Raw genomic sequence first — 23,903 nt, 5'->3', positions numbered from 1 at the left:
GTCAGCTGAGTTCGGTGAGCGCCTTCTCGTACTTCGGGCGCTGGGCGGCCGGGGTCTTCGCCTCCAGGTAGTTGAGCACCACCGCGCCGCTCTGGAACGACTGGCCGCTCCAGGTCTCGGCGATCTCCTTCGCGCTGACCTCGTCCGGGAACACGTACACGGTCACCCCGTCGGTGGCGATCAGCTCCGAGCAGCCCAGGCCGAGCCCGTCCGGTCCGCAGTCGACCGACCGGTCCTTCGCGTTGGTCACCTTCAGCCCGGCGGCCTTGAACGCGGCGACGACCTCCCGGGCGGCGGGGGCGCCCTTGGATCGGGACGGCAGCGGCGCCTTCGGTTTGGCGGTGGGCCGGCGCTCGGTGCTGCCGGTGGCCTCCGGCCCGGCCGGTTCACCGGGCGCGGGGGCCGCCGACGGGGTGGCGCCGGCGGACGGCGGGCGGGCGCCGTCCCCCCAGGCACCCCCGGAGGACTTGTCGTTGTCGTCGCCGCAGGCGGCGGTGAGGGCGGCGGCGATGGCGAGCACCGCGACGGCGGGCAGGGTCCGGTTGGTCACCCTGGCAGTCTGCCAACCCACTTCGGCTGCGGTATGGGCCGGTCGGCCAGTGGACTGTCCGACATCCGCCGTCCCCGCCGCGCCGCAGGTCAGCGGCCCGGCCGGTACGATCCGGCGCGGCATCGACGGGAAGGCGGGGGCAGCGACGGGCTCCGGCGAGCGGGGACCGGCGGCGGTGGACGCGCTGCACGACGAACGCTGGTCCTGGAACGCCGGCTCGCTCCGGCGGACTAGCCTTTCGCGACATGGCGGCCCTCCCCTGGATCTCCTTCACCACCGACTACGGCCTCGCCGACGGGTTCGTGGCGGCCTGCCACGGGGTGATCGCCCGGCTCGCGCCGGCGGTCCGGGTGATCGACGTGACCCACCTGATCCCCGCCGGTGACGTGCGGCGGGGCGCCGCGGTGCTCGCGCAGACCGTGCCGTACCTGCCGGCGGCCGTCCACGTCGCCGTCGTCGACCCGGGCGTCGGCACCGCCCGGCGGGCGGTCGCCCTGGCCGCCGGGGACGGGCTGCTGGTCGGGCCGGACAACGGCCTGCTGCCGGGCGCGGCGGCGGCGCTCGGCGGGGTGCGCACGGCGGTGGAGCTGACGAATCCCGAGTTGCTCGGGGCACGGGTGTCCGCCACCTTCCACGGCCGGGACGTCTTCGCGCCGGTCGCGGCCCGGTTGGCGCTCGGCGCGCCGCTCGCCGACGCCGGCCCGCCGGTCGACCCGGACACCCTGGTCCGGCTCCCCACGCCGCTGGTCCGCCCGGAGCCGGACGGCTTCACCGCCGAGGTGCTGACGGTGGACCACTTCGGCAACGTGCAGCTCGCCGCGACGGCCGCGCTGCTGGCGCCGCTGCCCCGCACGCTGCGGGTGGCCCACCAGGTGGCGGTGCACGGGCGGACGTTCGGTGACGCGCCGCCCGGCGGGCTGGTGGTGCACGTGGACTCGGCCGGGCTGGTCGCGGTCGCGGTGCACGGCGGCCGGGCCGCCGACCTGCTGGCGGTGACGCCGGGCGACCTGCTGCGCGTCACCGCCGGGTGACGACCGGCGGCCGGGGACGGACCGGCCCGGCGGCGGGTGTGGAGGGAGGATGGAGCGGTGCCCGAAGGCGACACCGTCTGGAACACCGCCCGCGTCCTCCAGCGGGCGCTGGCCGGCGCCCGCCTCACCGGCAGCGACTTCCGCGTGCCGCAGCTCGCCACCACCGACCTGACCGGCTGGACGGTGCGTGAGTCGGCCAGCCGCGGGAAGCACCTGCTGCTGCGCCTCGAGTCGCCGCCGTCCGGCGGTGGCGAGCGCTGGACGCTGCACTCGCATCTGCGGATGGACGGCGCCTGGCGGGCGTACGCGCCGGGGGAACGCTGGGCGGCCCGCCCGGCGCACCTGATCCGGGCGGTGCTGCGCAGCCCGCAGGCGGTGGCCGTGGGGTACCACCTGCACGAGTTGGCGCTGGTGCCCAGCGCCGAGGAGGACCGGCTCGTCGGCCATCTCGGGCCGGACCTGCTCGGCCCGGACTGGGACGCCGCCGAGGCCGTCCGGCGCCTCACCGCCCACCCGGACACCACCATCGGCGAGGCGCTCCTCGACCAGCGCAACCTCGCCGGCATCGGCAACCTCTACAAGTGCGAGGTGTTGTTCCTGCGTGGGCTGTCACCGTGGACGCCGGTGCGGGCGGTACCCGACCTCGCCGGCACGGTCGCCCTGGCACAGCGGCTGCTCGCCGCCAACCGTGGGCGCTGGACGCAGAGCACCACCGGGTCGCTGCACCGCGGGCAGACCAGCTATGTGTACGGCCGGCGCGCGCAGCCGTGCCGCCGCTGCGGCACCGCCATCCGCAAGGAGGAGCTGGGTGACCGGGTCACGTACTGGTGTCCGGCCTGCCAGCCCGCGTCGTTATGATCGACGCTCTTGTCCTGAACCGTTCCGGGCGAGCCCGGGGAACGCGCGCCGCGGCCTCCGGCCGCCGCACGGGAAGGAAGGTCTCGGTGCGCTCCACCAAGATGGCGTACGCGGGTGCCTGGGCGCTCGCCGTGGCGTTGACGCTGACCGGTTGCGGCCTCCTGAGCAGCACCGAAGGGCCGGTCGGCCAGCCACGCGGCGAGGCCGTACCCTCGCCCGCTGTCAACAATCTCGGCGAGGTGGTGGCCACCCGGGACTTCCAGATCAGCAAGGGCGGCACCGTCATCCCGGTGCGGGTCGAGCTGTACGAGCTCCGCCGCCGGGACGGGTTCGTGACCGTCAACGTGAAGCTCACCCGCACCGATCAGGGCACGCCGGGCGACCGCTGGCAGGTCGCCGACGCGTTCCAGGGCGACACCATCTCGCACACCTTCGCGGGGGTGACCCTGGTGGACCGCAAGAACCGCAAGCGACACCTGGTGGCCCGCGTCAATCCCGGCGCCGGCCGCAACCAGGACGACCGGACGGCCCGCGAGGAGTACCTGGCGTCGTCCGGGCTGGCGTCGGTCTTCGTCGCGGCCGGGCAGTCCATCCACCTGTACGCCACGTTCGGCGCCCCGCCGGACGACGTGGCCGCCGTCGACGTGGTCATCCCCCGGGTGCCGGTGTTCGAGAATGTTCCGCTCGGCTGATCGGGTCGCGGCGGTGCTCGCCGCGCTCACCGTCTGCCTGCTGGTCGTCGATCCGGCCGCTCGGGCCGCCGCCGGTCCGTCCGCCGCGCCCTCGCCGGCGGCGGAGCCGGTGATCGTGCCCGGCCCGGAGGTCGCCCCCGGCGCGGAGGTCATCCGGCCGGTGCTGGACATCGCCACGCCGGCGCTGGACCTGTTCGTCCGCACCGAAAGCATCGACGACGGCAGCATCGAGGCCGAGTCGACGTCCCGGATCGAGCTGACCCTCGCCGCCGACGTGCTCTTCGCGTTCGGCGAGGCCGAGCTGTCACCGGCGGCGCGCGCCCGGCTGGCCGAGGTCGCCGAGCGGCTGCGGTCCCAGGCCCGCGGCACCGTCCAGATCGAGGGGCACACCGACTCGGTCGGCGACGACGCGGACAATCTCGCGCTGTCGCGCCGACGCGCCGAGGCGGTCCGGGCGGCGCTGACGGAGCTGCTGGGCCAGTCGCCGGTCACCCTCCGGGTCGAGGGCTTCGGCGAGCAGCGGCCGGTGGCCCCCAACCAGGTGGACGGGAAGGACAATCCCGCGGGCCGGACGAAGAACCGGCGCGTGGAGATCCGGTTCGACCGGTGAGGCGGGCCCGAGCGTCCCGGCCGGCCACCGCTGCCCGCGGGGACGGCGTGTCGGGCGGGACACTCCGGGGGCGGGGTCACGAATTGGCGCGGCGGGCCAGATAGGGACGATTGGGTACTTCCTAACCCACCCACCCGGGTCGCATGCTGCGGTTGAGTGCTCACACACCGTCAGTTCAGCGCGTCCGCCGCCACGCCGAGGTGGCCGGCGTCGCGCCCGACGCCGGGGAGAGCCATGGACCTGTTCCGCAGACTCCGGATCCCGTGGGCCGAGCGGCCCGCCCGCCGGGCCGGCTCTCCCGACCACACCGGCCCGGTCGTGCCGGCGGCCCGGAGCGCCGACGTTCCGCCCGCGCCGGCGAGCCTCGATCCGGCCGCGCTCCCCCGCTGTTTCGGGCCGGTGCCGAACCACGCGCACAGCCCGCTGCCGGTCCTGGACGCCCAGGGCGGGGTGGTGCCCGGCACCGGCATCCGCAAGTTCGTCGACCCGCTGCCCACCCTCGCCCCGAACGGCACCACTGACGGCGGCCCGGTCGGCACCGGCCCGGTCGGCGGCCTGCCGCTGGCCGTGCCCGACACCATCACCTACCCGGGCTGCGACTACTACGAGATCGGCCTGCGGGAGCACACCCAGCGCCTCCACCGGGATCTGCCGGCCACCCGGCTGCGCGGCTACCGGCAGCTCAACCTCGGCACCGATCCGGCCGGCCACAACACCGTCGCGCCGCCGGAGCGCGCCGTACACCTCGGTCCGGTGATCGTCGCGCGGCGCGGCCGGCCGGTCCGGGTGAAGTTCATCAACCAACTGCCCACGGGTCGCGCCGGAGAGCTGTTCCTGCCCGTCGACCCGACCGTCGACGGGGCCGGGAGCGGGCCGCTCGACGGTCCGGCACCGTACCCGCAGAACCGGGCCGTGCTCCACCTCGCCGGCGCGCAGACCGGCTGGATCAGCGCGGGCAACCCGTGGCAGTGGATCACCCCGGCCGGTGAGATCACCCCGTACCCGACCGGCCCCGGCCTGACCCACGTGCCGGACATGCCGCACCCGGGCGCGGGCGCCACCACGCTCTACTACCCGAACGAGCAGAGCGGACGGCTGCTCGCGTTCCACGACAACACGGTCGGGCTGGCCCGGTTGACCGTCTACTCCGGGCAGCTCGGGCTCTACCTGCTCACCGACCCGGCCGAGGAGCGCCTCGTCGCCGACGGGGTACTGCCCGCCGACCAGATCCCGCTGGTCTTCGAGGACAAGACGTTCGTGCCCGACGACAGCCAACTGGCCCGCGAGGACCCGACCTGGGACCGGGACCGGTGGGGCGCCCGGGGCAGCCTGTGGCACCCGCACGTCTACCAGCCACGGCAGAACCCGTACCGGGACGACGGCGGCAACCCGACCGGGCGGTGGGACTACGGGCCGTGGTCGCGTACCGCCGAGCCGACCGGCGGGCCCGACGGCGCGTCCGGGCCGAACGGCGCCGGACCGGCACCCCTCCCCGGGCCGGTGCCGAACCCGCACCACGACCCGGTCGGCGCACCGGACGAGCCACCGATGACACCGGGGGTGCCACACCCGTCGGCGGTACCGGACGCGTACGGCGACACGGTGCTGGTCAACGGCGTGGCGTACCCATGGCTGGCGGTCCAGCCGCGGACCTACCGGTTCCGCATCCTCAACGCCTGCCTGGACCGCAGCCTGAACCTCCAGCTCTACCGGGCCCGCGCCGCCGGGCCGATGTGGAGCGCCGACGGCGGGCTCGCCGACCCGGGTGCCGGCGAGGTACCCATGGTGGCGGCGGTGCGGGCGCCGGGCCGGCCGGCGGGATGGCCGACCGACGGGCGCGAGGGCGGCGTGCCGGACCCGCGCGCCGCCGGCCCCGAGCTGGTGCAGATCGGCAACGAGGCCGGCCTGCTGCCGGCGCCCGTGGTGATCCCGAACCAGCCGGTGACCTACCGGTACGACCGGCGGGACGCCACCGTGCTCAACATCGACCGGCACGGGCTGCTGCTCGCCCCCGGGGAGCAGGCCGACGTGCTGGTCGACTTCGCCGGGATCACCCCGGGCAGCACGCTGATCCTCTACAACGACGCCCCGGCCCCGCTGCCCGGTCTCGACCCCCGGTACGACCACCACAGCGACGCTCCCGACCTCACCGCCGAGGGCGGGACACCGCCGAGCCGACCCGGATACGGGCCGAACACGCGGACCCTGCTCCAGTTCCGGGTGGACGGCTCCCCGGCGCCCCGCTACGACCTGGCCCGGCTGCGGGAGCGGCTGCCCCGGGCGTACGCGGCCAGCCAGCGGCCGCCCATCGTGCCCCAGCCCGCGTACGACGCGGCGTTCGGCACCCGCACCGCCGCCGAGACCCTGGTCCCGGTACACGCGAGCACGGTCAGCTTCACCCCGGCCGGCGGCGGCGCCCCGGTCCTGCTGCCGCTCGCCGTCAAGGCCGTCCAGCAGGTCTTCGAGCCCGCACACGGCCGGCTCGCCGGGCGGCTCGGCGTCGGGCACCCGCACGGCGGCCCGCTCGCCCCCGCCGCCCTGCCGCTCGGCCCGACCGACCCGGCCACCGAGGTGGTGCAGGTCAGTGATCCCGCGACGCCGGTGGGGGCACCCTCCGACGGCAGCCAGTTGTGGCGGATCCGCGGCGCCAGCCGGCAGACCCAGCCGATCCGGCTCGACGGTGTCGACCTGCAGCTGGTCAACCGGGTGGGGTGGGACGGCACGCTCCGGCCGCCGGAGGCGAACGAGCTGGGCTGGAAGCAGGTGGTCCGGGTCAATCCCCGGGAGGACGCGGTGGTGGCGCTGCGCCCGGTCGCGCCGCCGCTGCCGTTCAAGATCGGGGACAGCGTCCGGCTGCTGGACCCGGGTCGGCCGGCCGGTGTCCGCACCGGCTCGACGCCGGTGAGCCCGGTGGACGGCCGGCCGACGCTGGTGCAGAACCAGCTCGCCAACCTGGGCTGGGAGTACCGCTGGCAGAGCCAGCTCGCCGGCCACCGGGACCAGGGCATGAGCCGGCCGCTGGTGCTGCGGGTGGCGCCGAAGGCACCGACCGGCCTGACCGCGACGCCGGCCCCCGGGTCCGCCACCGCGCTCCCGGCGATCGCGCTGGCCTGGACCGGCAACGGCAGCCAACCGGCCGCCACGTGCCACCTGCTCCAGCGGGCCACCGATGCGTCGTTCACCGACGGGCTGACGGCGATCACCGTGGCCGCCGCCGCAACCCGCTACACCGACGCCACCGTCACCCCCGGGGTGACCTACCACTACCGGATCCGGGCGGAGAACGCGGTCAGCTGCTCGGCGTGGTCCAACAGCGCGCCCGCCTCGGTGCAGCTCACCGCGCCGGCCGGGCTCGCCGCGACGGTGCCGCCGGCCGCGCCGCTGCGGGTGGCGCTGCGGTGGCGAAACCGCTCCTTCGCCACCGGCATCGACGTGCAGCGGGCCACCAACCCGACGTTCACCAGCGGGCCGGGAACCACGGCGATCGGTGTCGGGGACACCCACCTGGACGCGGCCGTCGCTCCCGAGACCATCTACTACTACCGGGTACGCACGACCTACCTGGGGTCGGCGTCACCGTGGTCGACGGTGGCCCAGGTGGCGACCCCGCCGCGGCCCGGCGTGCCGACCTCCGTCACCGTGACGGTGACCGCGCCGGCCCCGGACACCGCGACGGTGATCCTGGGCTGGGCGGCCAGCACGCCCGCCGGGCCGGGAGCGGGGTTCACCGTGCAGCGGGCCCTGGACGCGGCGTTCACCCGCGAGGTGGCCACGTTCACGGTCACCGGCCGGGGCTTCACGAACACCGGCCTGACCCGTGGGGTCACCTACCACTACCGGATCCGCGCGTTCAATGTGGTCGGCACGTCCCCGTTCACCGCTCCCGCCGCCGTGACCACGCCGGCCTGAGCTCGCCGTCACCCCCTCGGGCCGATCAGTGGCGTCCGGGTAGCGCGGCGCGAGCTGCGGACCCGGCAGGGGGATCGCGTCGTGCACCATGGACCGGAGCGGCCCTCGCGCGCACCTGGATGCTGCTGGGACACCGGCGGTCCGGGGTGCCTAGTCGACGACCACGACCACCGGCGGCGGCGACTGCGGCGAGTCCACCCGCACGACGACTGACGCACCGGGCGCCGCCAGAGCCGCGGGGAGCACGAAGCTGTTGCGGGTGACGTCGGCGACGACCGACGTACCGCCGGACGTGACGGTGACCGACACCGCGCCGTCGCCGGGCGCGTAGCCGATCAGCACCCCGGAGACGGAGTCCAACGAGGCCCCCGGCACCTCGCGGCAGAAGCCGACGCTGCTGAGCGGCTCGCCGGAACCACCCACCTGCACGACGTCCCAGCAGAGGCGGTCACCGGTGCGGGTCGTGACGTAGAGCCGTGAGCGCGTTCCATCCGGCTGGGCAACCTCCCCGACGAGGACGTGCGGTTCGACACCGGCCTCGGACACCTGCGACTTGTCGGGATGCAGGCGGGTGAAGTCCTCGGCGACCCGGTCTCGACCGGGCCCCGCGGCAACAGCCACCCCGGTCCCCAGCAGCGCCCCCACCACGATCGCCAGCGAGAAGACCCTCAGCCGCCGTGACATCCGTGGTCGGGTCGGTGTCGCCAGTTCGGCGAGTGCGCGGCGGTCGCCGTAGCGCAGCGGCAGTTCCCTGGCCGCCGCGTCGATCGCCCGCACGAGCCGGTCCCGCACCCACCTGTCATCGTCACTCCGCATGGCGCAACTCCTCCTTAAGCTTCGCCAGCCCTCGGCTCAGCAGCGACTTCACCGTGCCGGGCCGGCAGCCCAGCGCGGCCGCGGTCTCGCGCTCGCTGAGGCCGTCGTAGTAGCGCAGGACCACAGCGGCACGCTGGCGCGGAGACAAGCGCTGCAGCAGGATCCGCAGGTGCACGTACGCAGCGGTGTCCGGCTCGGCGCGTCCGTCCTGGCGGATCCTGCGTTCGAGAATCTGGCGGCGCAGCCAACTCGTCGCCAGGCTCAGGACCGCCCGGCGTACCCAGGCCTCCTTCGCGTCGACCTTGTCCCACCGCCGCAACAGCTGCAGGTACGCCTCCTGGACGATTTCCTCTGCCTGCTCCACCGACCCGGTCACCGAATACGCCAGCACGACCAGACGTCGGTATCCGCGCAGATAGAGCTCACTAAACTCGCCGTTCATGCTCGGCTCGACCGCGTCGAGGTCTAGTGGCTGCATGTTTGAAAGGCGCACGACCGGTCCGATCGGTTCCACCGGGTTTCCACGCTCGGTATGCCTGTACCCGCCGCGCCGAAGCTGAGCTGGGCCCTTCGTGCCGCTGCTCGCGGTGTCAGCGCCACGATCTCACCCCCCTCTGGGCGCCCGGCGGCTCCGACGACCCGTCGGCGCTTACGGGTTGATGTGATAGGGATCACAGTAGTTATCCGGAAATGACAGACTGCGATCGACGGTAGTCAAAAGGCCGGAATCTTCCCGTGATCAATAGGCGAAGCTCGATTTTCTGGTGACCAAGGGTGACAGCGCGGACTGCTCGCGCGCCCCGACGGGGCAGCGGGCCGCCACCGACCGTGGATACGTTCCTGCTTGCCCATCCGGGCAAATCCCTTCGGGCGCAAGCCCTTGAGGAGAGGGAACCACATGGCCAATTTCGTCAGAAGAGCCGCCGGGCTCACTGCACTGGTCGCCGCCGTTGTGATGATGGGCGCGCAGGGCGTCGCGACCGCGTCTCCCGGCCCGGCCGCCAAGCCCGACGCGCCTGCCGCACCGGGCATGCGGGTCGTCCAGCAGGACGGCGCCGGCACGGTGTCGGTGCCGCTGAGCACCGGCGACAGCAAGGAGCAGTGGCTCGACAAGTACGGCACCGAGGGTGGCGTGAGCACCATGGGCTCCGGTCACCTGGTCAGCCAGGGCTACGCCAGCGGCCCGGCGGGGAGCCAGAGCTTCCGTGCCTACGGCTACACCGACTGGACCACCGGCTGCGGATTCTGGACCTGCACCGCCACGTACCGCAACAACTACGCCGAAATCAGCTGGCTGGGCTCCTCGCCGTTCAACGCGACCACGATCAACGCCTCCATGAAGTGGTGGATCGGCGGCGTCGACGTGTCGCCGTCGCTGCCCCCGGGAGTCGGGTTCACGAAGAGCGGCAGTTCCATCACCTGGCAGCCCGGCGCGGTGAACAACACCTGGCGGGTGACGCTGAACTACTCGGCCGGCGTGAGTATCGACGCCACCTACATCAACACCGTGTACTTCCGCGACCAGGGCGACATCCTGCTCAGCAACCGCTGGTACCACGTACAGGGCAACTGAGATGAAGGTTGGAGCGGTGGCAGGTGAAGTGCCACCGCTCCAACCGGCGATCATACGCCCCGGAAAGCCTGGCATTTCCCGATCGGAGCCCGATCAATGAAGTTCCCCTCCCGCCCGTACGGCCTCGCCCTCGCCGCGCTGATCACCGTCGCCGCGACGGGCATCGCGATCGCAACGCGGACTTCGGCCGACGGCGGAGGAACCGACGCAGTCCAGCAGCAACCCGCGTCCGCGCAGCCGGCCGAACGGCGAACGCCGAAGGGACTGCTGGAACATGCTTGGGCCACCGACGGCACCGCCGGCTATTTCGTCGACGACGGCGGTCGCCCCGCCACCGCGATGTCCCTGTACGACACCGCATGGTGGCAGCGTGCGATCGACGGTGATCCACAATGGGGCGACCGACTCGACCGCGAGGTCGTCGCCTCGTGGCTGCTGCCCGTGCTCTACGGCGAAGCGCAGTCCGGCGATGCCGACACCGCAGGTATGCCCCGTCTGGCCGTGCTGGACCATGCGGTCATGCTGGCGACCACGCTCAAGCTCGCCGTGGACGGGCCGCGCGTGGCCACGCTCGTCGAACAACTCCGAGCCGGCCCGCTCTACAAGTCGGACGTCACGTCAACCGCTGGCGACTGGGCAAGCACCGCCATCGCCCTCCGGGTCCTCAACGCCGTCGGGCAGCACCCCCCGGCCGAGGTCTCGGCCGCCCTCGACGGAAAGCTCGCGGAGGCACTCTCCTCGCGCCGGCCGGGCGACCTGTTCGCCGTCGTCGTTCCCGTTCTGACGTCGGTAGACCCGCACCGGCTCAGCCGTTCGCAGCCCGACCTCGCTCGACAGCTCGACTGGGTTCGGTCACAGCTGCCGGCGATGATCCCGCTCGAGCGGTTGACCGCCGCCGACGCGCTTCGCCCACTGGTCGCGCAGGCCAAAAGTACGCCGTGGCCGACCGGCCAGATATGCCGAGGTCTGCTCGTCACCGCCGGCGGCGTGCGGATCAACGAGCGTTCCGAGGTGGATGCGCAGGCGACGGCGATCGCGGTCGGGCTGGGCTGCGTTCCCAAGCCATCCCCGCCCCCCTGGACGATCGGCGGCTGGCCGGCCGCCCCGGCCATGGCGAACGCGATCCAGAGCTCGGTGGCGGGTGTCCGGATCGCGATCGCCACCGGCACGTTGTCGGAGTACGAGCCGCAGCTGATCGCGTGGACGAAGCGGCGCTCGACGCCGAGCCCCGCGAGCGCCGCCAGTCTGGCGATGCTCGCGAAGCTGCTGGACAGCCCTGGCCGGGCAGCTCCGACACCGGCATCGCTGGCCGAGGCGGTCGCCGCGCCCGCGACAATGCAGACACTGCCCACCCTCGTGGACGGCTGGCTTCACGGCGAGCGGGTCACCGCCGCCAGACCCGCCTCGGCAGCGAAGCCGGCGGGCACGAGCGTCTTCCTCGCTGCGGCCAGCGAGCTCAAGTTCCGCATCACCGGCGACGCCGCGTACCGCGAGGACAGCAGGTCGATGCTGCGGCGGCTCGCGGTCAACGGCCTGTACGCCTCCGCCGTAGGGGACGGCTCCGTCCCCGAACCCTCGGTCGTCGCCACCGCAATCGCCGCCTGGGTCCTCGGCGAAACCATCCCTGTGCAGGCGCTGCAGGCGGCCGGCCTGTGCGGCGCCGACCTGTCGTGCAGTGGGCCGCTTGACGATGTCGGCGCACCGCTGGACTCGCCGCTGCGCGCAACCGCCGCAGTGTTGGCGGCCAGCAACCCGGACCCGGCCGGCTTTCCGCTCGCCCTCTGAGTCAGGGGGTGCGGAGGGTCGGCCCGACGCCGCGCAGCTCGGCCAGGGCCGAGGCCACCCCGTGCAGCAGGTCCGTCGCCTCGGTGAGCCCGGCCGCCGCCGGGTGCTCGCCGTCGGGTCGGGCGTTCTCGGCGACGTAGCCGGCGGCGGCCACCACCAGCCGCTCGTACGCGGCGACGCCGCTCTCCAGCTGCGCGACCAGGGCCGCGTGCGCCTCGGCCAGCGGCGGCCGGGCCTCGGGTGACGCGAGCCGCAGCGCGCGTTCGACGTTGGCGACCCGGGCGGCGAGTTCCCGCAGTGACCGGTCGGCGGTGGCGGCCTCGCCGACCGCGGGCTCCGCCAGGCCGGTCAGGCGGTTCCGCAGCCCGGCGAAGGTGAGGGAGGCCCGGTCCAGCCGGGCCCACGGCTCGGCGGCGCTGGTGCCCCGCAGCGCGACCCGGGACCGCACCCGGCGGACCTCCGCGAGCACGCCGGGACCGACGGGCAGGCGCTCCACGGCGGCGACCAGCCGGGCCCGCGAGCGGGCCGCGGCCTCGGCCGGGTCCAGCGGGGGCGGCGCCGGCTGCGCGGCCAGGGCACGCAGGTCGATCCAGCGCCACGCGGCCAGCGCGATCGCACCGCCGGCACCGGCGGCCCAGGCCGCGTCCGGAAGACCCAGACCGGCGTACGGCGTCAGCACCGCCGCGGCGCCGCCGAGCCCGCCGGCCATGACGCTCCATCGGCGGGCCGACCGCCGCAGCCGGCCCAGTCGCCGGAAGTAACGGCTTCGTTCGTCTGCCACGTAGCCTCCTCGACCCACGCCGGTCAGCCGGCGGCGGTGGTGTCCCCGGTGCCGCGTTCCCGGCTCATGCTGGCCCGGATCTCGTCGAGCCGGGCGGCGGCCGCCGCGTCGGCAGCCGGCGCGGCCTGCTGCTCGGTCCCCCCGACGGCCGAGCGCTCGGCCGCGCCGCCGAGCTGGTCACCGGCCATGCTGGCGCGGATCTGGTCGAGTCGGGCGGAACCCGCCGAGTCGAGGGTCGCCTTCTGGATCTCCAGCATCCGCCCCTCGACCGAGTTGCCGGCCAGCTCGGCCCGGCCCATCGCGTTGGCGTACCGCCGCTCGATGCGGTCCCGCACCTCGTCAAGGGTGGGGGTGGTGCCCGGCGCGGTGATCGCCGACATCGACTCCAGCGAGGCGGCGACGCTCTCCTGCATCTTCGCCTGCTCGAGCTGGCTGAGCAGCTTCGCCCGCTCGGCGAGCTTCTGCTGGAGGATCATCGAGTTGTTCTCGACGGCCTTGCGCGCCTGGGCCGCCGCGCCGAGCGCCTGGTCGTGCAGGGTCTTCAGGTCCTCCGTGGCCTGCTCCGCCGACACCAGCTGGGTGGCGAGGGTCTGGGCGGACTGCTCATAGCGCGTGGCCTCGGCCTCGTTGCCCTTCGCCCGGGCCTGGTCGGCCAGCACGAGGGCCTGGCGGGCGTTGCCCTGCAGCCGCTCGACCTCGGACATCTGCCGGGACAGCTTCATCTCCAGCTGCCGCTGGTTGCCGATCACCGCGGCGGCCTGCTGGACGAGCGCCTGGTGCTGGCGCTGGGCCTCCTCGATCGCCTGCTGGATCTGCACCTTCGGATCGGCGTGCTCGTCGAGCTTGGCGCCGAACAGCGCCATCAGATACTTCCAACCCTTGACGAACGGGTTCGCCATCTCCGCGGTATCCCCTCAGTAAGCGTCGGCCGCCCGCGACCCGGCCGGCCACCGTACGGCAGTGGCTCCATCGTCCCAGGCGAGCGCCAGCCCGGCAGCCCCACCGGAACAGCGCGGGCCACGTCGCGATCAACCCTACGCGGCGAGGCGCTCACCGGCCACGAGGAGCGACGCCGAACCAGGGCAAAGTCAGGGACGCCCGGGCGGCGGCGCGACGGCGGAACCGGGACTCAGGCCGCGCAGACCACGTCGCGGTCGGCGGGACGGACCCGGGTGCTGCGCAGGGTCGCCTTCAGCGGCGAATCCTGGCGGACCTGGACGGACACCGTGCCGTCGGAGGTGACCTGGCGGACACTCCGGCCGGCGGCGTCGCGGACGGCCGACTGCGCCACCGGGGCCGGGTGCTGCTCGACCGGCTCGTCCTGGACCGGCACGAGCACGCCCGGCATCTGCTCGGCGAGCGCGACCGTGTCGCTCACCTCGCGCAGCAGCTCGGACAGGCGGGCGCCCAGCGCGTCGCAGATGGCGGCCAGCAGCTCGCTCGACGGCTCCTTCTGACCCCGTTCGATCTCGGACAGGTAGCCGAGGCTCACGTTCGCGGCGGACGAAACCTCGCGCAGGGTGCGGTGCTGCCCCTGCCTGCGTGCCCGCAGCGCGTCACCGATCACCCGGCGTAGCAGGACCATCGCACCTCCCCTGGGGGACACCACTTCCGCTCCGAGCGCCCGGACCACCGGACCGGACCGCGGAGCCTTCCCGCAACCGTACCCGGTACCGGCCCGGCCGACATCCCGCCCCGCCCGTCGGAATCGGATGATCCCTCACCGACGACCCGTGCCGGCCGGGTCGCGGTCGGCCTCGCGGGTGTCGTCGGCCACCCGCTCGGCGAGCAGCCGGAGCGCCTCCACCACGGCGGCCGACCGGATGTGTTCGCGGCTCCCGGCCAGGTCCAGCCGCCGGACCTCGCTGCCGGACGGGCCGGCCACCGCCACGTACACGAGCCCGACCGGCTTGCCGTCCTGCGGCTTCGGGCCGGCCACCCCGGTCGTGGCCAGACCCCAGTCGGCCCCGCACTCACGCCGGCCGCCCTCCGCGAGCGCCACGGCGACGTCCGGATCGACCGGCCCGCGCTCGGCGAGGAGATCCTCGGGTACGCCCGCCAGCCGCGCCTTCATCTCGGTGGCGTAGACCACGAGCCCACCCCGGTAGACGCTGCTCACCCCGGCGATCTCCACGATCGCGGCGGCCAGCAGGCCGCCGGTCAGCGACTCGACGGTGGCCAGGGTCTCCTGCCGCTCCGACAGGCGGTGCACGACGCCGGCCGCCGGGCTGCCGGTCGGCCGTCGGCCCTCGGCGTCCGTTCCCATCCCCATGGTCGTCTCCCTTCCCAGCGGCCGGCCGCGCTACTCCTCGCCGGGACCGGTGACGTCAGCGGCCGGGCCGGCGCAGGCGCAGGGCCTGGGCGACGTAGTCGAAGCCGGTGACGACCGTCACCGCCACCGCGGCGCCCATGATCCAGGGACCGACCACGGCGAGGGCGGCGGGCATCGGCCAGAGGTACCAGACGATCGCGAGGATCTGCAGAGCCGTCTTGGCCTTCCCGCCCCGACTGGCCGCGATCACGCCGTGCCGGATCACCCAGAACCGCAGCGCGGTGATGCCGAGCTCGCGCACCAGGATCACGGCGGTCACCCACCAGGGGAGCCGGTCGTACCAGGAGAGCAGCAGCAGGGCGGCGCCGGTGAGCGCCTTGTCGGCGATCGGGTCGGCGACCTTGCCCACCGAGGTGACCAGGCCGAACCGGCGGGCGATCCACCCGTCCACCAGGTCGGTGGCCGAGGCCACCGCGAAGATCAGGCAGGCGGCGATCCGCCACCCCGGGTGGGTCATCGCGGAGGCCACCACCGAGACCGCGAAGACCGGCACCAGCACCAACCGCAGCAGGGTCAGCGCGTTGGCCGCGTTGAGCACGGACACCCGGGCGGCCACCGGGGCCGCGGCCGGCTCCGCCGCTCCGGTCATCGCCGCGCCCCGCTCCCGCCGCCGTGGCGGACCTGGCACCTCACCACGTGGCTCCCTCGCTCCGTCCGGGCCCGCCGTCACCGTGCCGCGCCGGGCGCCGCCGAGATCATCTCATTCGGCACGGCGACCAGGTCGACGCCCTCGGTCGCGGTGACGGTGGCGCGGACCAGGTCGCCGGGGCGCAGCGCGCCCAGGTCGACGCCGCCGCCGGGCGGCGCGACCAGGGTGGTCGAGCCGTCGACCTCGGGCGCCTGGTGCGCGGCGCGCCCCTCGATCACGCCCTCGTCGACCGAGTCGACCAGGACCTCCACGGTCGAGCCGAGCCGCTCCTCGGCCCGCTGCGCGCACAGCTCGTCGGCGAGCGCGGAGAGCTTGTCGTACCGGCGCTTGATCGTGGCGGCCGAGACCTTGCCGGGCAGGCCGGCGGCCTCGGTGCCGTCCTCGTCGCTGTAGTCGAACACGCCGATCGCGTCCAGCCGTGCCTCGGACAGGAACCGGACCAGCTCGGCCACGTCGGCGCGGGTCTCGCCGGGGAAACCGACGATGAAGTTGCTCCGCGCGCCCGCCTCCGGAGCCAGGGCCCGGGCGCCGGCCAGCAACTCCAGGAACCGGTCGGTGGAGCCGAACCGGCGCATCCGGCGCAGCACCGGCTCACTGGAGTGCTGGAAGGACAGGTCGAAGTACGCGGCGACGCCCGGCGTGGTGGCGATCACCTCGACCAGGCCGGGCCGGGTCTCGGCGGGCTGGAGGTAGCTCGCCCGCACCCGCACGATGCCGTCGACAGCGGCGAGCTGCGGCAGCAGCTTCTCCAGCGCCCGCGGGTCGCCCAGGTCCTTGCCGTAGGAGGTCGAGTTCTCGCTGACCAGCACCAGCTCGCGGACCCCGGTCTTGGCCAGCCACTCCGCCTCGGCGAGCAGCTCGTCCGGGGTACGGGAGACGAACGCGCCGCGGAAGGCGGGGATGGCGCAGAACGCGCAGCGCCGGTCGCAGCCACTGGCCAGCTTGAGCGACGCGACCGGGCCGGTGTCGAGCCGGCGCCGCAGTACGGGGCGCAGGTGCGCCGGCGTGTGCTCGTCGGTGTCGACGGCGGCGCGGGTGCCGTGCCCGGGCAGCGACACCGCCGCCTCCTGGCGCTTGACCGGGGTGAGCGGCAGCAGCTCGCGGCGGTCGCGGGGGGTGTGCGCGGCGACCGGCCGGCCGGCCAGCACCGCGTCCAGCCGGGTGGAGATGTCCGGGTAGTCGTCGAAGCTCAACACCGCCTGCGCCTCCGGCAGGCTGTCGGCCAGCTCGCGACCGTACCGCTCGGCCATGCACCCGGCCGCGACCACCTTCGCGCCGGTGTCGGCGGCGGCCAGCAACGTCTGGATCGAGTCGTGCTTGGCCTTCTCGACGAACCCGCACGTGTTCACGACGACCACGTCGGCGCCCTCGCCGTCGGTGGTCACCTGCCAGCCGTCGGCGTGCAGGCGGGCGGCCAGTTCCTCCGAGTCGACCTCGTTGCGGGCGCAGCCCAGGGTCAGCAGGGCGACCCGACGGCCGTCGGCCGGCGGCTCCAGGTCGCGGCGCGGCGTCGGACGCGCCGAGCTGGAGTTGTCGGAAGGGGGGGTGGCAGACACCATCCGAGGGTACCGGGCCGGTGACCGGTCGCCCGCAAGGGCGGGCCGGGCGCACCGGGCGGGCCCGCGGGTGTCAGCGGGCGGCCGCCCCCACCCGGGCCAGGCGGTCGAGCAGGAAGACCTCGGTGCCGGCCAGGCCGGTCGAGCAGAAGACCGAGATCTGGTCCGCGCCGGTCCGGCCGGGCACCGCCCCCGCCAGGACCGCGCCCAGGTCGCGCAGCCGATCGGCGTACGGGGGCAGCACGGCGAGCATCGCCGGGACGTACGCGCTCGCCTGGGCCGGCGAGTCGGTGGCCAGCAGATCCGCCCGGTCCAGCAGGTCCGAGCCGAACTCGTGCCGGTCGACCTGCTTGAAGCCCACCGCGTTGACGTGGGTGCCCGGGGCCAGGTCGGCGGCGTCGAGCACCGGCGCGGTGCTGGTGGTGGCGAGCACCACGATGTCGCGGTCGGCCACCGCCGCCCGGGCCGAGGCGGCGACCCGGGCCGGGACGGCCAGCTCGGCCCGGACCCGGGCGGCGAACGCCTCCCGCCGGGCGGCGGAGCGGCTGTACACGGTGACCTCGCGCAGCGGGCGGACCGCCGCGGCGGCCCACACCTGGGTCCACGCCTGCCGCCCGGAGCCGATCACGCCGAGCGTGGCCGCGTCCGGGCGGGCCAGCGCGTCGACGGCGACTCCACCCAGGCCGCCGGTACGCCGCGACCCCAGTTCCTCGCCGACCGCGACCGCGCGGACCGCGCCGGTACGGCCGTCGTGCAGCACCACCACCTGCTCGCCGCCCGGATGCCCGAACGTGTCGTACGACCGGAAGCCGTACCACTCGCCGACGAGATGCCCGGCGGTCAGCACCATCCGGCCCCCGCCGAGCGCGGCGGCCGCGCGGGGCGGTGCGACGAGCCGGCCGTCGTGGGCGGCGTGCAGCGCGTCCCGCATCGCCGCGACCGTCGTCGCGGCGTCGAGCACGGCGGCGACGTCGGGGTCGGAGAAGAGCAGCGGCATGCGGCCAATACTGCAAGCTCAAGTCAGGTTGAAGTCCACCTGGCGTGGCTGGGATCACCGCCCGCGGCGGGTGCTACCGTCGGCGACGGCGGCCCCGGCCGCCCCGGACGAGTGGTGGGCGTACCCGGTCAGGCACGACGCCCCCGTGGCCCCGCAGTATCGACTCGTCCCGGCCCCGGCGGCCCGGGCATCCGCAGAGGTGACTCCCCATGGCCTGGATCGTGCTGGTGGTCTCCGGACTCCTGGAGACCGCGTGGGCGGTCGCCCTCGACCGCAGCGCCGGTTTCAGTCGGCTCGTCCCGTCGGTGGTCTTCGTGGTCACCCTCGTGCTCAGCATGGCCGGCCTCGCGTACGCGCTGCGCGCGATCCCCGTCGGCACCGGGTACGCCGTCTGGGTCGGCATCGGCGCCGTCGGCACCGCCCTGGTGGGGATGTTCGCGCTGAACGAGCCGGCCAGCCTGCCCCGGATCATCTGCCTGCTGCTGGTGATCACCGGCGTGATCGGCCTGAAGTTCTTCCACTGACGCGCACGCCCCGCGCCGCGCGCCCCAGGACGACCCTGGGCGAGGCGTGAGCGCCGACCACAGTGGGTAGAGATCGGCCGGCAGTGCCCGACATCTCACCCACACCACGGAGGACACCATGGCCGACATCCACAGCACCGCCCGTCCCCGCAGCGGCGCCGCCCGCGTCTGCACCATCCTGGGCTTCGTCTTCGCGGTCGTCGCGATCCTGATCCTCCCGCCGCTGTTCGGCCTGGCCGGCATCGCCCTGGGCGTCGTGGGCGCCGTGCTCGGCGACAAGCCGCTCGGTTGGTACGCGGCCGGCGCCAGCCTGGTCGGCATGATCCTGGGCATGCTGATCGGCGCCGCGCTCCTCAACTCCTGACCCGCTCCGCTCCCCCGTGCGGGCCCGCCGGACCGGCCGGCGGGCCCTGGGTGCCGACGGTGGTCGGGCCGCCGAGGGCCGGGCAACTCCGGCCGGCCGCATCAACCCCGGCAGAGCGGCACGTCCGGCTCCACGACGGTCCGGTTGACCACGTCCGCCTTGATGAAGTCGGCCTCCTTGGGGATGCTGACCTTCAGCACGTGCTCGATCGCCTTGGTCAGCGGCGCCGACACGCTGACCCCCTCACCGGCGCGGACGGTCACCACCAGCGTCGACCCTCGGCATTTCACCCCCGGCCCCACGGCCAGCGGCAGGCCCACCCGGCCGGCCGCTGACCCGTTGGTCACCCCGACCGACGCCACGACGCCGACGAACACCCCGGCGCCGGCGACCGGCAGGCCCAGCAGGAATCCGAAGCGGAACTCCGCGGCCACCACGATTCCCTCGACACCGACCGAAACGCCCCGGATCGACTGGACGATGCTCTCCCGCACGGAGAAGGCGGGGGTCAGGACGGTCGACTGCACGTACCCGATCGGCCCGTCCAGCCCCCATTCGCCGGTGGCCCGGATGTTGCCGTTCTTCGCCGAGAAGCCGGTCGTGACGAGGAACTTGAAGGTCTCGGTGAGGGTGGCCGGGAACCCGCCGATGAGGATGGGCTGCTTCACCTCGATGGGCAGTTCGATCTTCGCCTTCTTGTTGTCCGCCAGTCCGCCCTGGGCGCCGGCGGCGATCGTGATGGCGAGACCCTCGATGCCGTCGATGCGGAACTGCGGGTTGGGGATCACCCCGTTGGTCACCCGGATGTCCCCCCAGGCCCGCAGGTTCCGCAACAGCAGTTGGATGTCGAAGTCGACCTTGAGCCCCGGCACCGCCGTCCCGTGCGACGCGGTCAACCCCAGCTTCGAACGGTCCTTGTACGCCGACACCTCCCAGTCGCCCACCTTCCGCCGCATACTGCCGGCCCCACCCGCGCCCGGCTCGCGGGCCGGGCCGAGGACGACGGGCGGCAGCGCGAACCGGAGCTCACCCGTGCCGATGGCATTGGTACCCAGCTCGGCGGCCTGCTCGGCGTCCGGCACCACCGGCGCCGCGGCCGCGTCACCGTCGACGACCTCGCCGAGCAGGTCGGGGAGCGGACCGATGGTCTGCGCCTCGAGGTCCAGCGGTTGATCGAAGGAGAAGTGGCCGTCCCGGACCACATCGGTCAGCCGTACCGGAGCCAGGGTGACGGCACGGTCGCCGCCCGACCGTTCGACCTTCACCACCCGGCCGACCGCCTCGCTGGTGGCAAACATGATCTTCCCGGGCGCGACGTCCCGGATGCCCTCGGCGTCGCCGTCGACGACGTAGGTGAAGCCGTCCTCGCTGACCGACCGGATGGCCCCGCTGCCACCCGCCACGAGCACGACATCCGGCTGGTAGACCACGGACCGGTCCGGCTTCGGGCCGTACCCGTAGCGGAGGTCGGTCCTGGCGGAGCCGTCGAGACCGAACGTTCCGCAACCGGCGGTCAGCAGGAGCACGACCATCCCGGCCGCCACCGGTCCGCGCCTACGCATGCCCGCACCCGCGCCGCTCACAGCCGACCGGCCACCACACGGATCAGCTCCTCCAGCGGCTCGTGGTTCTCCGCCGGATCGTTGAGCAGCACCAGACGGATCGCGACCCAGGTGTCCGCCTTGGCGACGAAGACCTCGTTCGCCTGCATGTCCTGGTACGCCTCGTCGCCGACCCCGGCCAGCGGCTTCAGTTCGTGCCCCAGTTGCCGCTCGATGTCGAGCATCTTCTTCGCCCCGTCCCCGACGTAGACCTCCACCTGGCCGGTCGGGCCGCCGACCGGTGCCGTCCACGTGCAGTTCTGCTCGCCGGCCTGCTTCGGACCCAGCCTGAGCCGAGCCAGCGCGGCCGCCTCCCGATCGGTCACCAGGTCACACGCGTCCGGTTCCGGCTTGACCGCCGGCGCGGACGAGCCGGCCTCGCCGTCGGGATCGGCGGCACCGGTCGCCACCGGTTCGCGCCCGGCGTTCGCCGGCGGCGACGGCTGCTCCGCTCCTCCGCAGCCCGGCGCCGCGAGCAGCAGCGCCACGGCCGGCACCAGGAGCAGCCACCGGCCGGCACCGGTCCGCCCGGTCACGGCGCCTCCACCGGTAGCTGCCGGTCGAGCCCCGGGCAGTTCTGCACGGTGTAGTCCGACACCGGTGGCATCGCTGTCTCGACCTTCGTGACGGTCTCGCCGAGCCGGGCGTAGGCCGCGGGGTCGCCGACCATGCTCTTGCCCGCGGTGTCGATGACCGCGGCGTAGAACTCGCTGAGCTCCGCCACCTGGGACGTGATCTCGGCCGGGGCCGCCGCCTTCAGCTCGGCCAGCCGGGAGCGGGCCCGGTCCGCGGTGGCCTTGTCGCCGGCCGCGTCCGGTCCGAACAGCGGATCGACCGCGGCGGTGAACGCCCGCACCGCCTCGCACCAACGGCCGCCCGGCGCACCCTGGCCCGCGTCCCCGCCGGTAGCCGTCCCGCCGTCGGCCGTCGTCGTGCCGGCGGAACCGGCCGGGCCGGCACCGCTGTCCACCGGCGCCGAGTCGTCCGGTCCGCAGCCTGCCAGCAGCAGCCCCACCGCGAGTGCGGCGACGCCCACCCGGATTCGTGTCATCGATCCCCCTACTTGCGCGCCCGTCACTGCCGAGTCTGATCGGACGGTTTCGGGGGGCGTTCAGGAATTGTTCAGGCGGCCGGGTGTGTCGGGTCGGGCAGGGGAAGTGCCGCGGGTTCGATGTCCATCTCCCGCATCCGGCCGACGTACTCCTGATAGCGGCGGCTGGCCTCGCCGTGCCGCCCGGCCGCGGACAACGCGCCGATCAGCCCCAGGTGGGCCGGCTCGTCGTAACCGTCCTCGGCGGTCAGCCGCTGGTACCAGCCGACCGCCGCCTCGGTGCGCCCCGACCGCAGGCACCGCCGCGCGAGCCGGTGGAGAACCTCGCGCTGCAGGTCGGCCAGGACGGCCCGGGGTCGCCGCACCCAGTCTCCGGCGGCCTCGCCGTCGTCGCAGAGGGCCCCGGTGTACCGGCCCGCCACCGCCTCCAGGCGGCTCAGCAAGGGAAGATCGACATCGGCGTCCGGGCCGGCCGCGCCGGGGTCGCCGGCCGGCCGGCCGGTGGTGCTCGCGCCGTCCGCCGCGATGACCGCACGGGCCGCCTCGTAGTACGAGAACGCGTCCACCACGACGTGCGCGAGGTTCAGCCGTACCGTGGTGGGGTCGGTGCAGAGGTGGCGGTCAGCCGGATGCTTCCGTTCCGGGTCCAGAACGCCCCGCACCGTCGAGATCAGCACCGAGAGCCGCCGCAACGCCACCGACGTGCGGGCCTCCGGCCACAGCACGGCCGCCAGGGCCTCGCGGGCGACCGGCTTCCCGAGTTGCGCGGCCACCATCTTGAGCAGGTCCCGCGCCCTGCGGGACTGCCAGTTGCCCACCGGCACCGGTGTCCCGCCCAGCCTGACGGCGAAGTGGCCCAGCAGCTGCACCTCGACCTCGGGTACCGGCGGCGGGCCGAGCGCCGCCAGCGGGCCGGCGATGTGCCAGGCGCCCTCCAGTACGCCGATCTGGCCCAGCCGGTCCCGGGCGATGTCCTCCGCCACCCGGTCACCGGTGAGACGCCCCTGCAGCAGGGCGTTGGTGGCGAGCGCGAACTCGTTGCCCAGCTCGGCCCAGATGGCCGCCGCCTCGGCCAGACCGGCCAGGCGGCGTCGCGGCGGGACGGCGGGCACCTCCGGGCCGGCCCGGTGGGCGGCGAGGGCGGCGAGTTCCAAGGCTTCGGCCAGGGCGGCGGCGTCCCGACGACGACCGGCCTCGGCCCGGGCGTGCTCGCCGTGCCGGAGAGCGGCCTGTGGATCACCGGAGCAGAGGGCTACCCAACCGGCGGCGAGTTCGGCCACGGTGGGTCCGGCGGCGCTGGGCAGTGACCGCCCCCGCTCGGCGTACCGGGCCGCGGTCGCCGGGTCGTCGGCGTAGCTGAGCCGCGCGAGCCCCGCGCACGCCTCCACCAGCACCTGGGCATTCCCGTCCGGCTCGCCCATGGCCACCGCCGCCTCGTAGGCGGCCACCGCCTGGCGGGCCGCGCCGCGCACCCGGTGCACCCGGGCGGTGAGCGTCAATCCGAAGGCCGCCAGCGGCGACCCGGCCCGCTGCCACAGCGCGAGCGCCTCATCCGCGTCGCCGCGCGCGCGGCGCAACTCACCCAGCCCCAACCAGGCCTCCGCCCGGTTGTGCAGCGCCAGCGCGAGCAGCGTCGGATGCCCGACCGCCTCGCCGAGCCGGACCGCCGCGTCGAGTTCCGCCACGGCCGTCCGGTACCGCCCCTCCTCCACCAGCCGCGAGCCGATGTTGCACCGGATCCGCAACTGCTGGCCGACGTCGCCGGCTCGTTCGGCCGCCGCGAGCGCGCGGGCGTACGCGTGCTCGTTGCCCGCCCGGTCGCCGTCGCTGAACGCGGCCAGGGCCCGCGCCACGTACGCCGCCGCCAGCGCGGAGTCGTCCCCGCTCTGCTCGGCGACCCGGACGGCGTCCTCGGCGAGCCGCCGGCCCCGCGCCGAGTCACCCTTCGCCCACCGCGTGGCGGCCCAGCCGGCGAGCACCTGGGCCTGCTCGGCCAGCGTCGATGCCCGCTGCTGGTCCCCGACGTCGAAGGCCGCGCGCTCGTAGCAGGCGTCGGCGGCGTCGAACTGCCCCCGCTGGTGCAGCACCACGCCGAGGCGCCAGGCCAACGCCGCCGGCAACGGAACGTCCGCCGGCACGGCCGCGAGGTGGCGCAGGGCCTCGTCGTGCCGCCCGTCCTGGACGGCCGCCTCGACGAGGGCGAGCGGGCGGGAACTCATCGCTG

General features: G+C 74.5%; 23 protein-coding genes and 1 riboswitch. Of the genes, 9 read left to right on the top strand and 14 right to left on the bottom strand.

What is annotated here, in order from left to right:
• Position 1: 1 nt before the first annotated feature.
• Positions 2–550, bottom strand: coding sequence for a hypothetical protein (locus EV376_RS12595; protein WP_130322904.1), 549 nt, complete (start codon positions 548–550; stop codon positions 2–4).
• Positions 551–795: 245 nt separating this feature from the next.
• Here EV376_RS12595 and EV376_RS12590 point away from each other — a divergent pair, with 245 nt between their 5' ends.
• The 5 genes from EV376_RS12590 to EV376_RS12570 all read left to right on the top strand — a co-directional run bounded on the left by EV376_RS12590 (position 796) and on the right by EV376_RS12570 (position 7,650).
• Entirely contained in the window at positions 796–1,581 is a 786-nt protein-coding gene (locus EV376_RS12590) for an S-adenosyl-L-methionine hydrolase (RefSeq protein WP_130322902.1), read from the top strand.
• Positions 1,582–1,638: 57 nt separating this feature from the next.
• A complete protein-coding gene (locus tag EV376_RS12585; protein ID WP_130322900.1) occupies positions 1,639–2,439 on the top strand; it encodes a DNA-formamidopyrimidine glycosylase family protein in 801 nt (266 codons plus the stop codon).
• An 86-nt stretch (positions 2,440–2,525) separates the two neighbouring features.
• The gene (locus EV376_RS12580) at positions 2,526–3,131 is read left to right on the top strand and encodes a hypothetical protein (protein WP_130322899.1); all 606 of its coding nucleotides are present in this window, start codon (positions 2,526–2,528) and stop codon (positions 3,129–3,131) included.
• Entirely contained in the window at positions 3,115–3,741 is a 627-nt protein-coding gene (locus tag EV376_RS12575; protein ID WP_130322897.1) for an OmpA family protein, read from the top strand. Before EV376_RS12580 ends, EV376_RS12575 begins: the two co-directional genes overlap by 17 nt.
• 234 nt (positions 3,742–3,975) lie before the next feature.
• The gene (locus EV376_RS12570) at positions 3,976–7,650 is read left to right on the top strand and encodes a hypothetical protein (RefSeq protein ID WP_130322895.1); all 3,675 of its coding nucleotides are present in this window, start codon (positions 3,976–3,978) and stop codon (positions 7,648–7,650) included.
• 150 nt (positions 7,651–7,800) lie between these two features.
• Here EV376_RS12570 and EV376_RS12565 read toward each other — a convergent pair whose 3' ends face one another.
• Complete coding sequence (locus tag EV376_RS12565) at positions 7,801–8,466, bottom strand: hypothetical protein (RefSeq protein WP_130322893.1); 666 nt, start codon at positions 8,464–8,466, stop codon at positions 7,801–7,803.
• Positions 8,456–8,944, bottom strand: a complete 489-nt coding sequence (locus EV376_RS12560; protein ID WP_130322891.1) for a SigE family RNA polymerase sigma factor — start codon at positions 8,942–8,944, stop codon at positions 8,456–8,458. The genes EV376_RS12565 and EV376_RS12560 overlap by 11 nt, the downstream gene beginning before the upstream one ends.
• A gap of 420 nt (positions 8,945–9,364) precedes the next feature.
• Here EV376_RS12560 and EV376_RS12555 point away from each other — a divergent pair, with 420 nt between their 5' ends.
• Together EV376_RS12555 and EV376_RS12550 are read left to right on the top strand one after the other, a co-directional pair.
• Complete coding sequence (locus EV376_RS12555; RefSeq protein ID WP_130322889.1) at positions 9,365–10,039, top strand: hypothetical protein; 675 nt, start codon at positions 9,365–9,367, stop codon at positions 10,037–10,039.
• A 96-nt stretch (positions 10,040–10,135) separates the two neighbouring features.
• The gene (locus tag EV376_RS12550; RefSeq protein ID WP_130322887.1) at positions 10,136–11,824 is read left to right on the top strand and encodes a hypothetical protein; all 1,689 of its coding nucleotides are present in this window, start codon (positions 10,136–10,138) and stop codon (positions 11,822–11,824) included.
• A 1-nt stretch (position 11,825) separates the two neighbouring features.
• Here EV376_RS12550 and pspM read toward each other — a convergent pair whose 3' ends face one another.
• The 7 genes from pspM to EV376_RS12515 form a co-directional block, all read right to left on the bottom strand.
• Positions 11,826–12,605 carry a phage shock envelope stress response protein PspM gene (pspM, locus tag EV376_RS12545; protein WP_130322885.1) on the bottom strand — a complete coding sequence of 260 codons (780 nt, stop codon included), beginning with the start codon at positions 12,603–12,605 and terminating at the stop codon, positions 11,826–11,828.
• Between the two features lie 23 nt (positions 12,606–12,628).
• Positions 12,629–13,504: a PspA/IM30 family protein gene (locus tag EV376_RS12540; RefSeq protein ID WP_130322883.1), complete on the bottom strand. Its 876-nt coding sequence runs from the start codon at positions 13,502–13,504 to the stop codon at positions 12,629–12,631.
• A gap of 230 nt (positions 13,505–13,734) precedes the next feature.
• A complete protein-coding gene (locus tag EV376_RS12535; RefSeq protein ID WP_130322881.1) occupies positions 13,735–14,190 on the bottom strand; it encodes a helix-turn-helix domain-containing protein in 456 nt (151 codons plus the stop codon).
• A gap of 135 nt (positions 14,191–14,325) precedes the next feature.
• Positions 14,326–14,877: a CinA family protein gene (locus EV376_RS12530; RefSeq protein WP_130322879.1), complete on the bottom strand. Its 552-nt coding sequence runs from the start codon at positions 14,875–14,877 to the stop codon at positions 14,326–14,328.
• A 55-nt stretch (positions 14,878–14,932) separates the two neighbouring features.
• A complete protein-coding gene (pgsA, locus tag EV376_RS12525; RefSeq protein ID WP_130328634.1) occupies positions 14,933–15,526 on the bottom strand; it encodes a CDP-diacylglycerol--glycerol-3-phosphate 3-phosphatidyltransferase in 594 nt (197 codons plus the stop codon).
• Between the two features lie 77 nt (positions 15,527–15,603).
• Complete coding sequence (gene rimO / locus EV376_RS12520) at positions 15,604–17,145, bottom strand: ribosomal protein S12 methylthiotransferase (RefSeq protein ID WP_486482607.1); 1,542 nt, start codon at positions 17,143–17,145, stop codon at positions 15,604–15,606.
• A gap of 70 nt (positions 17,146–17,215) precedes the next feature.
• Complete coding sequence (locus EV376_RS12515; RefSeq protein WP_130322877.1) at positions 17,216–18,139, bottom strand: Rossmann-fold NAD(P)-binding domain-containing protein; 924 nt, start codon at positions 18,137–18,139, stop codon at positions 17,216–17,218.
• Positions 18,140–18,223: 84 nt separating this feature from the next.
• A riboswitch (guanidine-III (ykkC-III) riboswitch) is annotated at positions 18,224–18,286 on the top strand.
• Between the two features lie 62 nt (positions 18,287–18,348).
• Here EV376_RS12515 and EV376_RS12510 point away from each other — a divergent pair.
• On the top strand, positions 18,349–18,663 hold the full coding sequence (locus EV376_RS12510; RefSeq protein ID WP_130322875.1) for an SMR family transporter: 315 nt from the start codon (positions 18,349–18,351) through the stop codon (positions 18,661–18,663).
• A gap of 118 nt (positions 18,664–18,781) precedes the next feature.
• Positions 18,782–19,027, top strand: a complete 246-nt coding sequence (locus EV376_RS12505; RefSeq protein ID WP_130322873.1) for a hypothetical protein — start codon at positions 18,782–18,784, stop codon at positions 19,025–19,027.
• A 101-nt stretch (positions 19,028–19,128) separates the two neighbouring features.
• Here the strand turns inward: EV376_RS12505 and EV376_RS12500 are convergent, their stop codons facing one another.
• The 4 genes from EV376_RS12500 to EV376_RS12485 all read right to left on the bottom strand — a co-directional run bounded on the left by EV376_RS12500 (position 19,129) and on the right by EV376_RS12485 (position 23,898).
• Positions 19,129–20,589, bottom strand: a complete 1,461-nt coding sequence (locus EV376_RS12500) for a hypothetical protein (protein ID WP_486482606.1) — start codon at positions 20,587–20,589, stop codon at positions 19,129–19,131.
• Positions 20,590–20,606: 17 nt separating this feature from the next.
• Positions 20,607–21,164 (bottom strand): hypothetical protein, encoded by a 558-nt coding sequence (locus EV376_RS12495; protein WP_486482605.1) that lies wholly within the window; start codon positions 21,162–21,164, stop codon positions 20,607–20,609.
• Positions 21,161–21,679 (bottom strand): hypothetical protein, encoded by a 519-nt coding sequence (locus tag EV376_RS12490; RefSeq protein ID WP_130322871.1) that lies wholly within the window; start codon positions 21,677–21,679, stop codon positions 21,161–21,163. Before EV376_RS12490 ends, EV376_RS12495 begins: the two co-directional genes overlap by 4 nt.
• 71 nt (positions 21,680–21,750) lie before the next feature.
• Positions 21,751–23,898: a BTAD domain-containing putative transcriptional regulator gene (locus EV376_RS12485; RefSeq protein ID WP_130322869.1), complete on the bottom strand. Its 2,148-nt coding sequence runs from the start codon at positions 23,896–23,898 to the stop codon at positions 21,751–21,753.
• Between the last annotated feature and the right edge of the window lie 5 nt (positions 23,899–23,903).

The organism is Micromonospora sp. CNZ295, assembly GCF_004217535.1.
The sequence above is the reverse complement of the archived record's forward strand: the minus strand, read 5'-3'. Positions and strand labels throughout refer to the sequence as shown.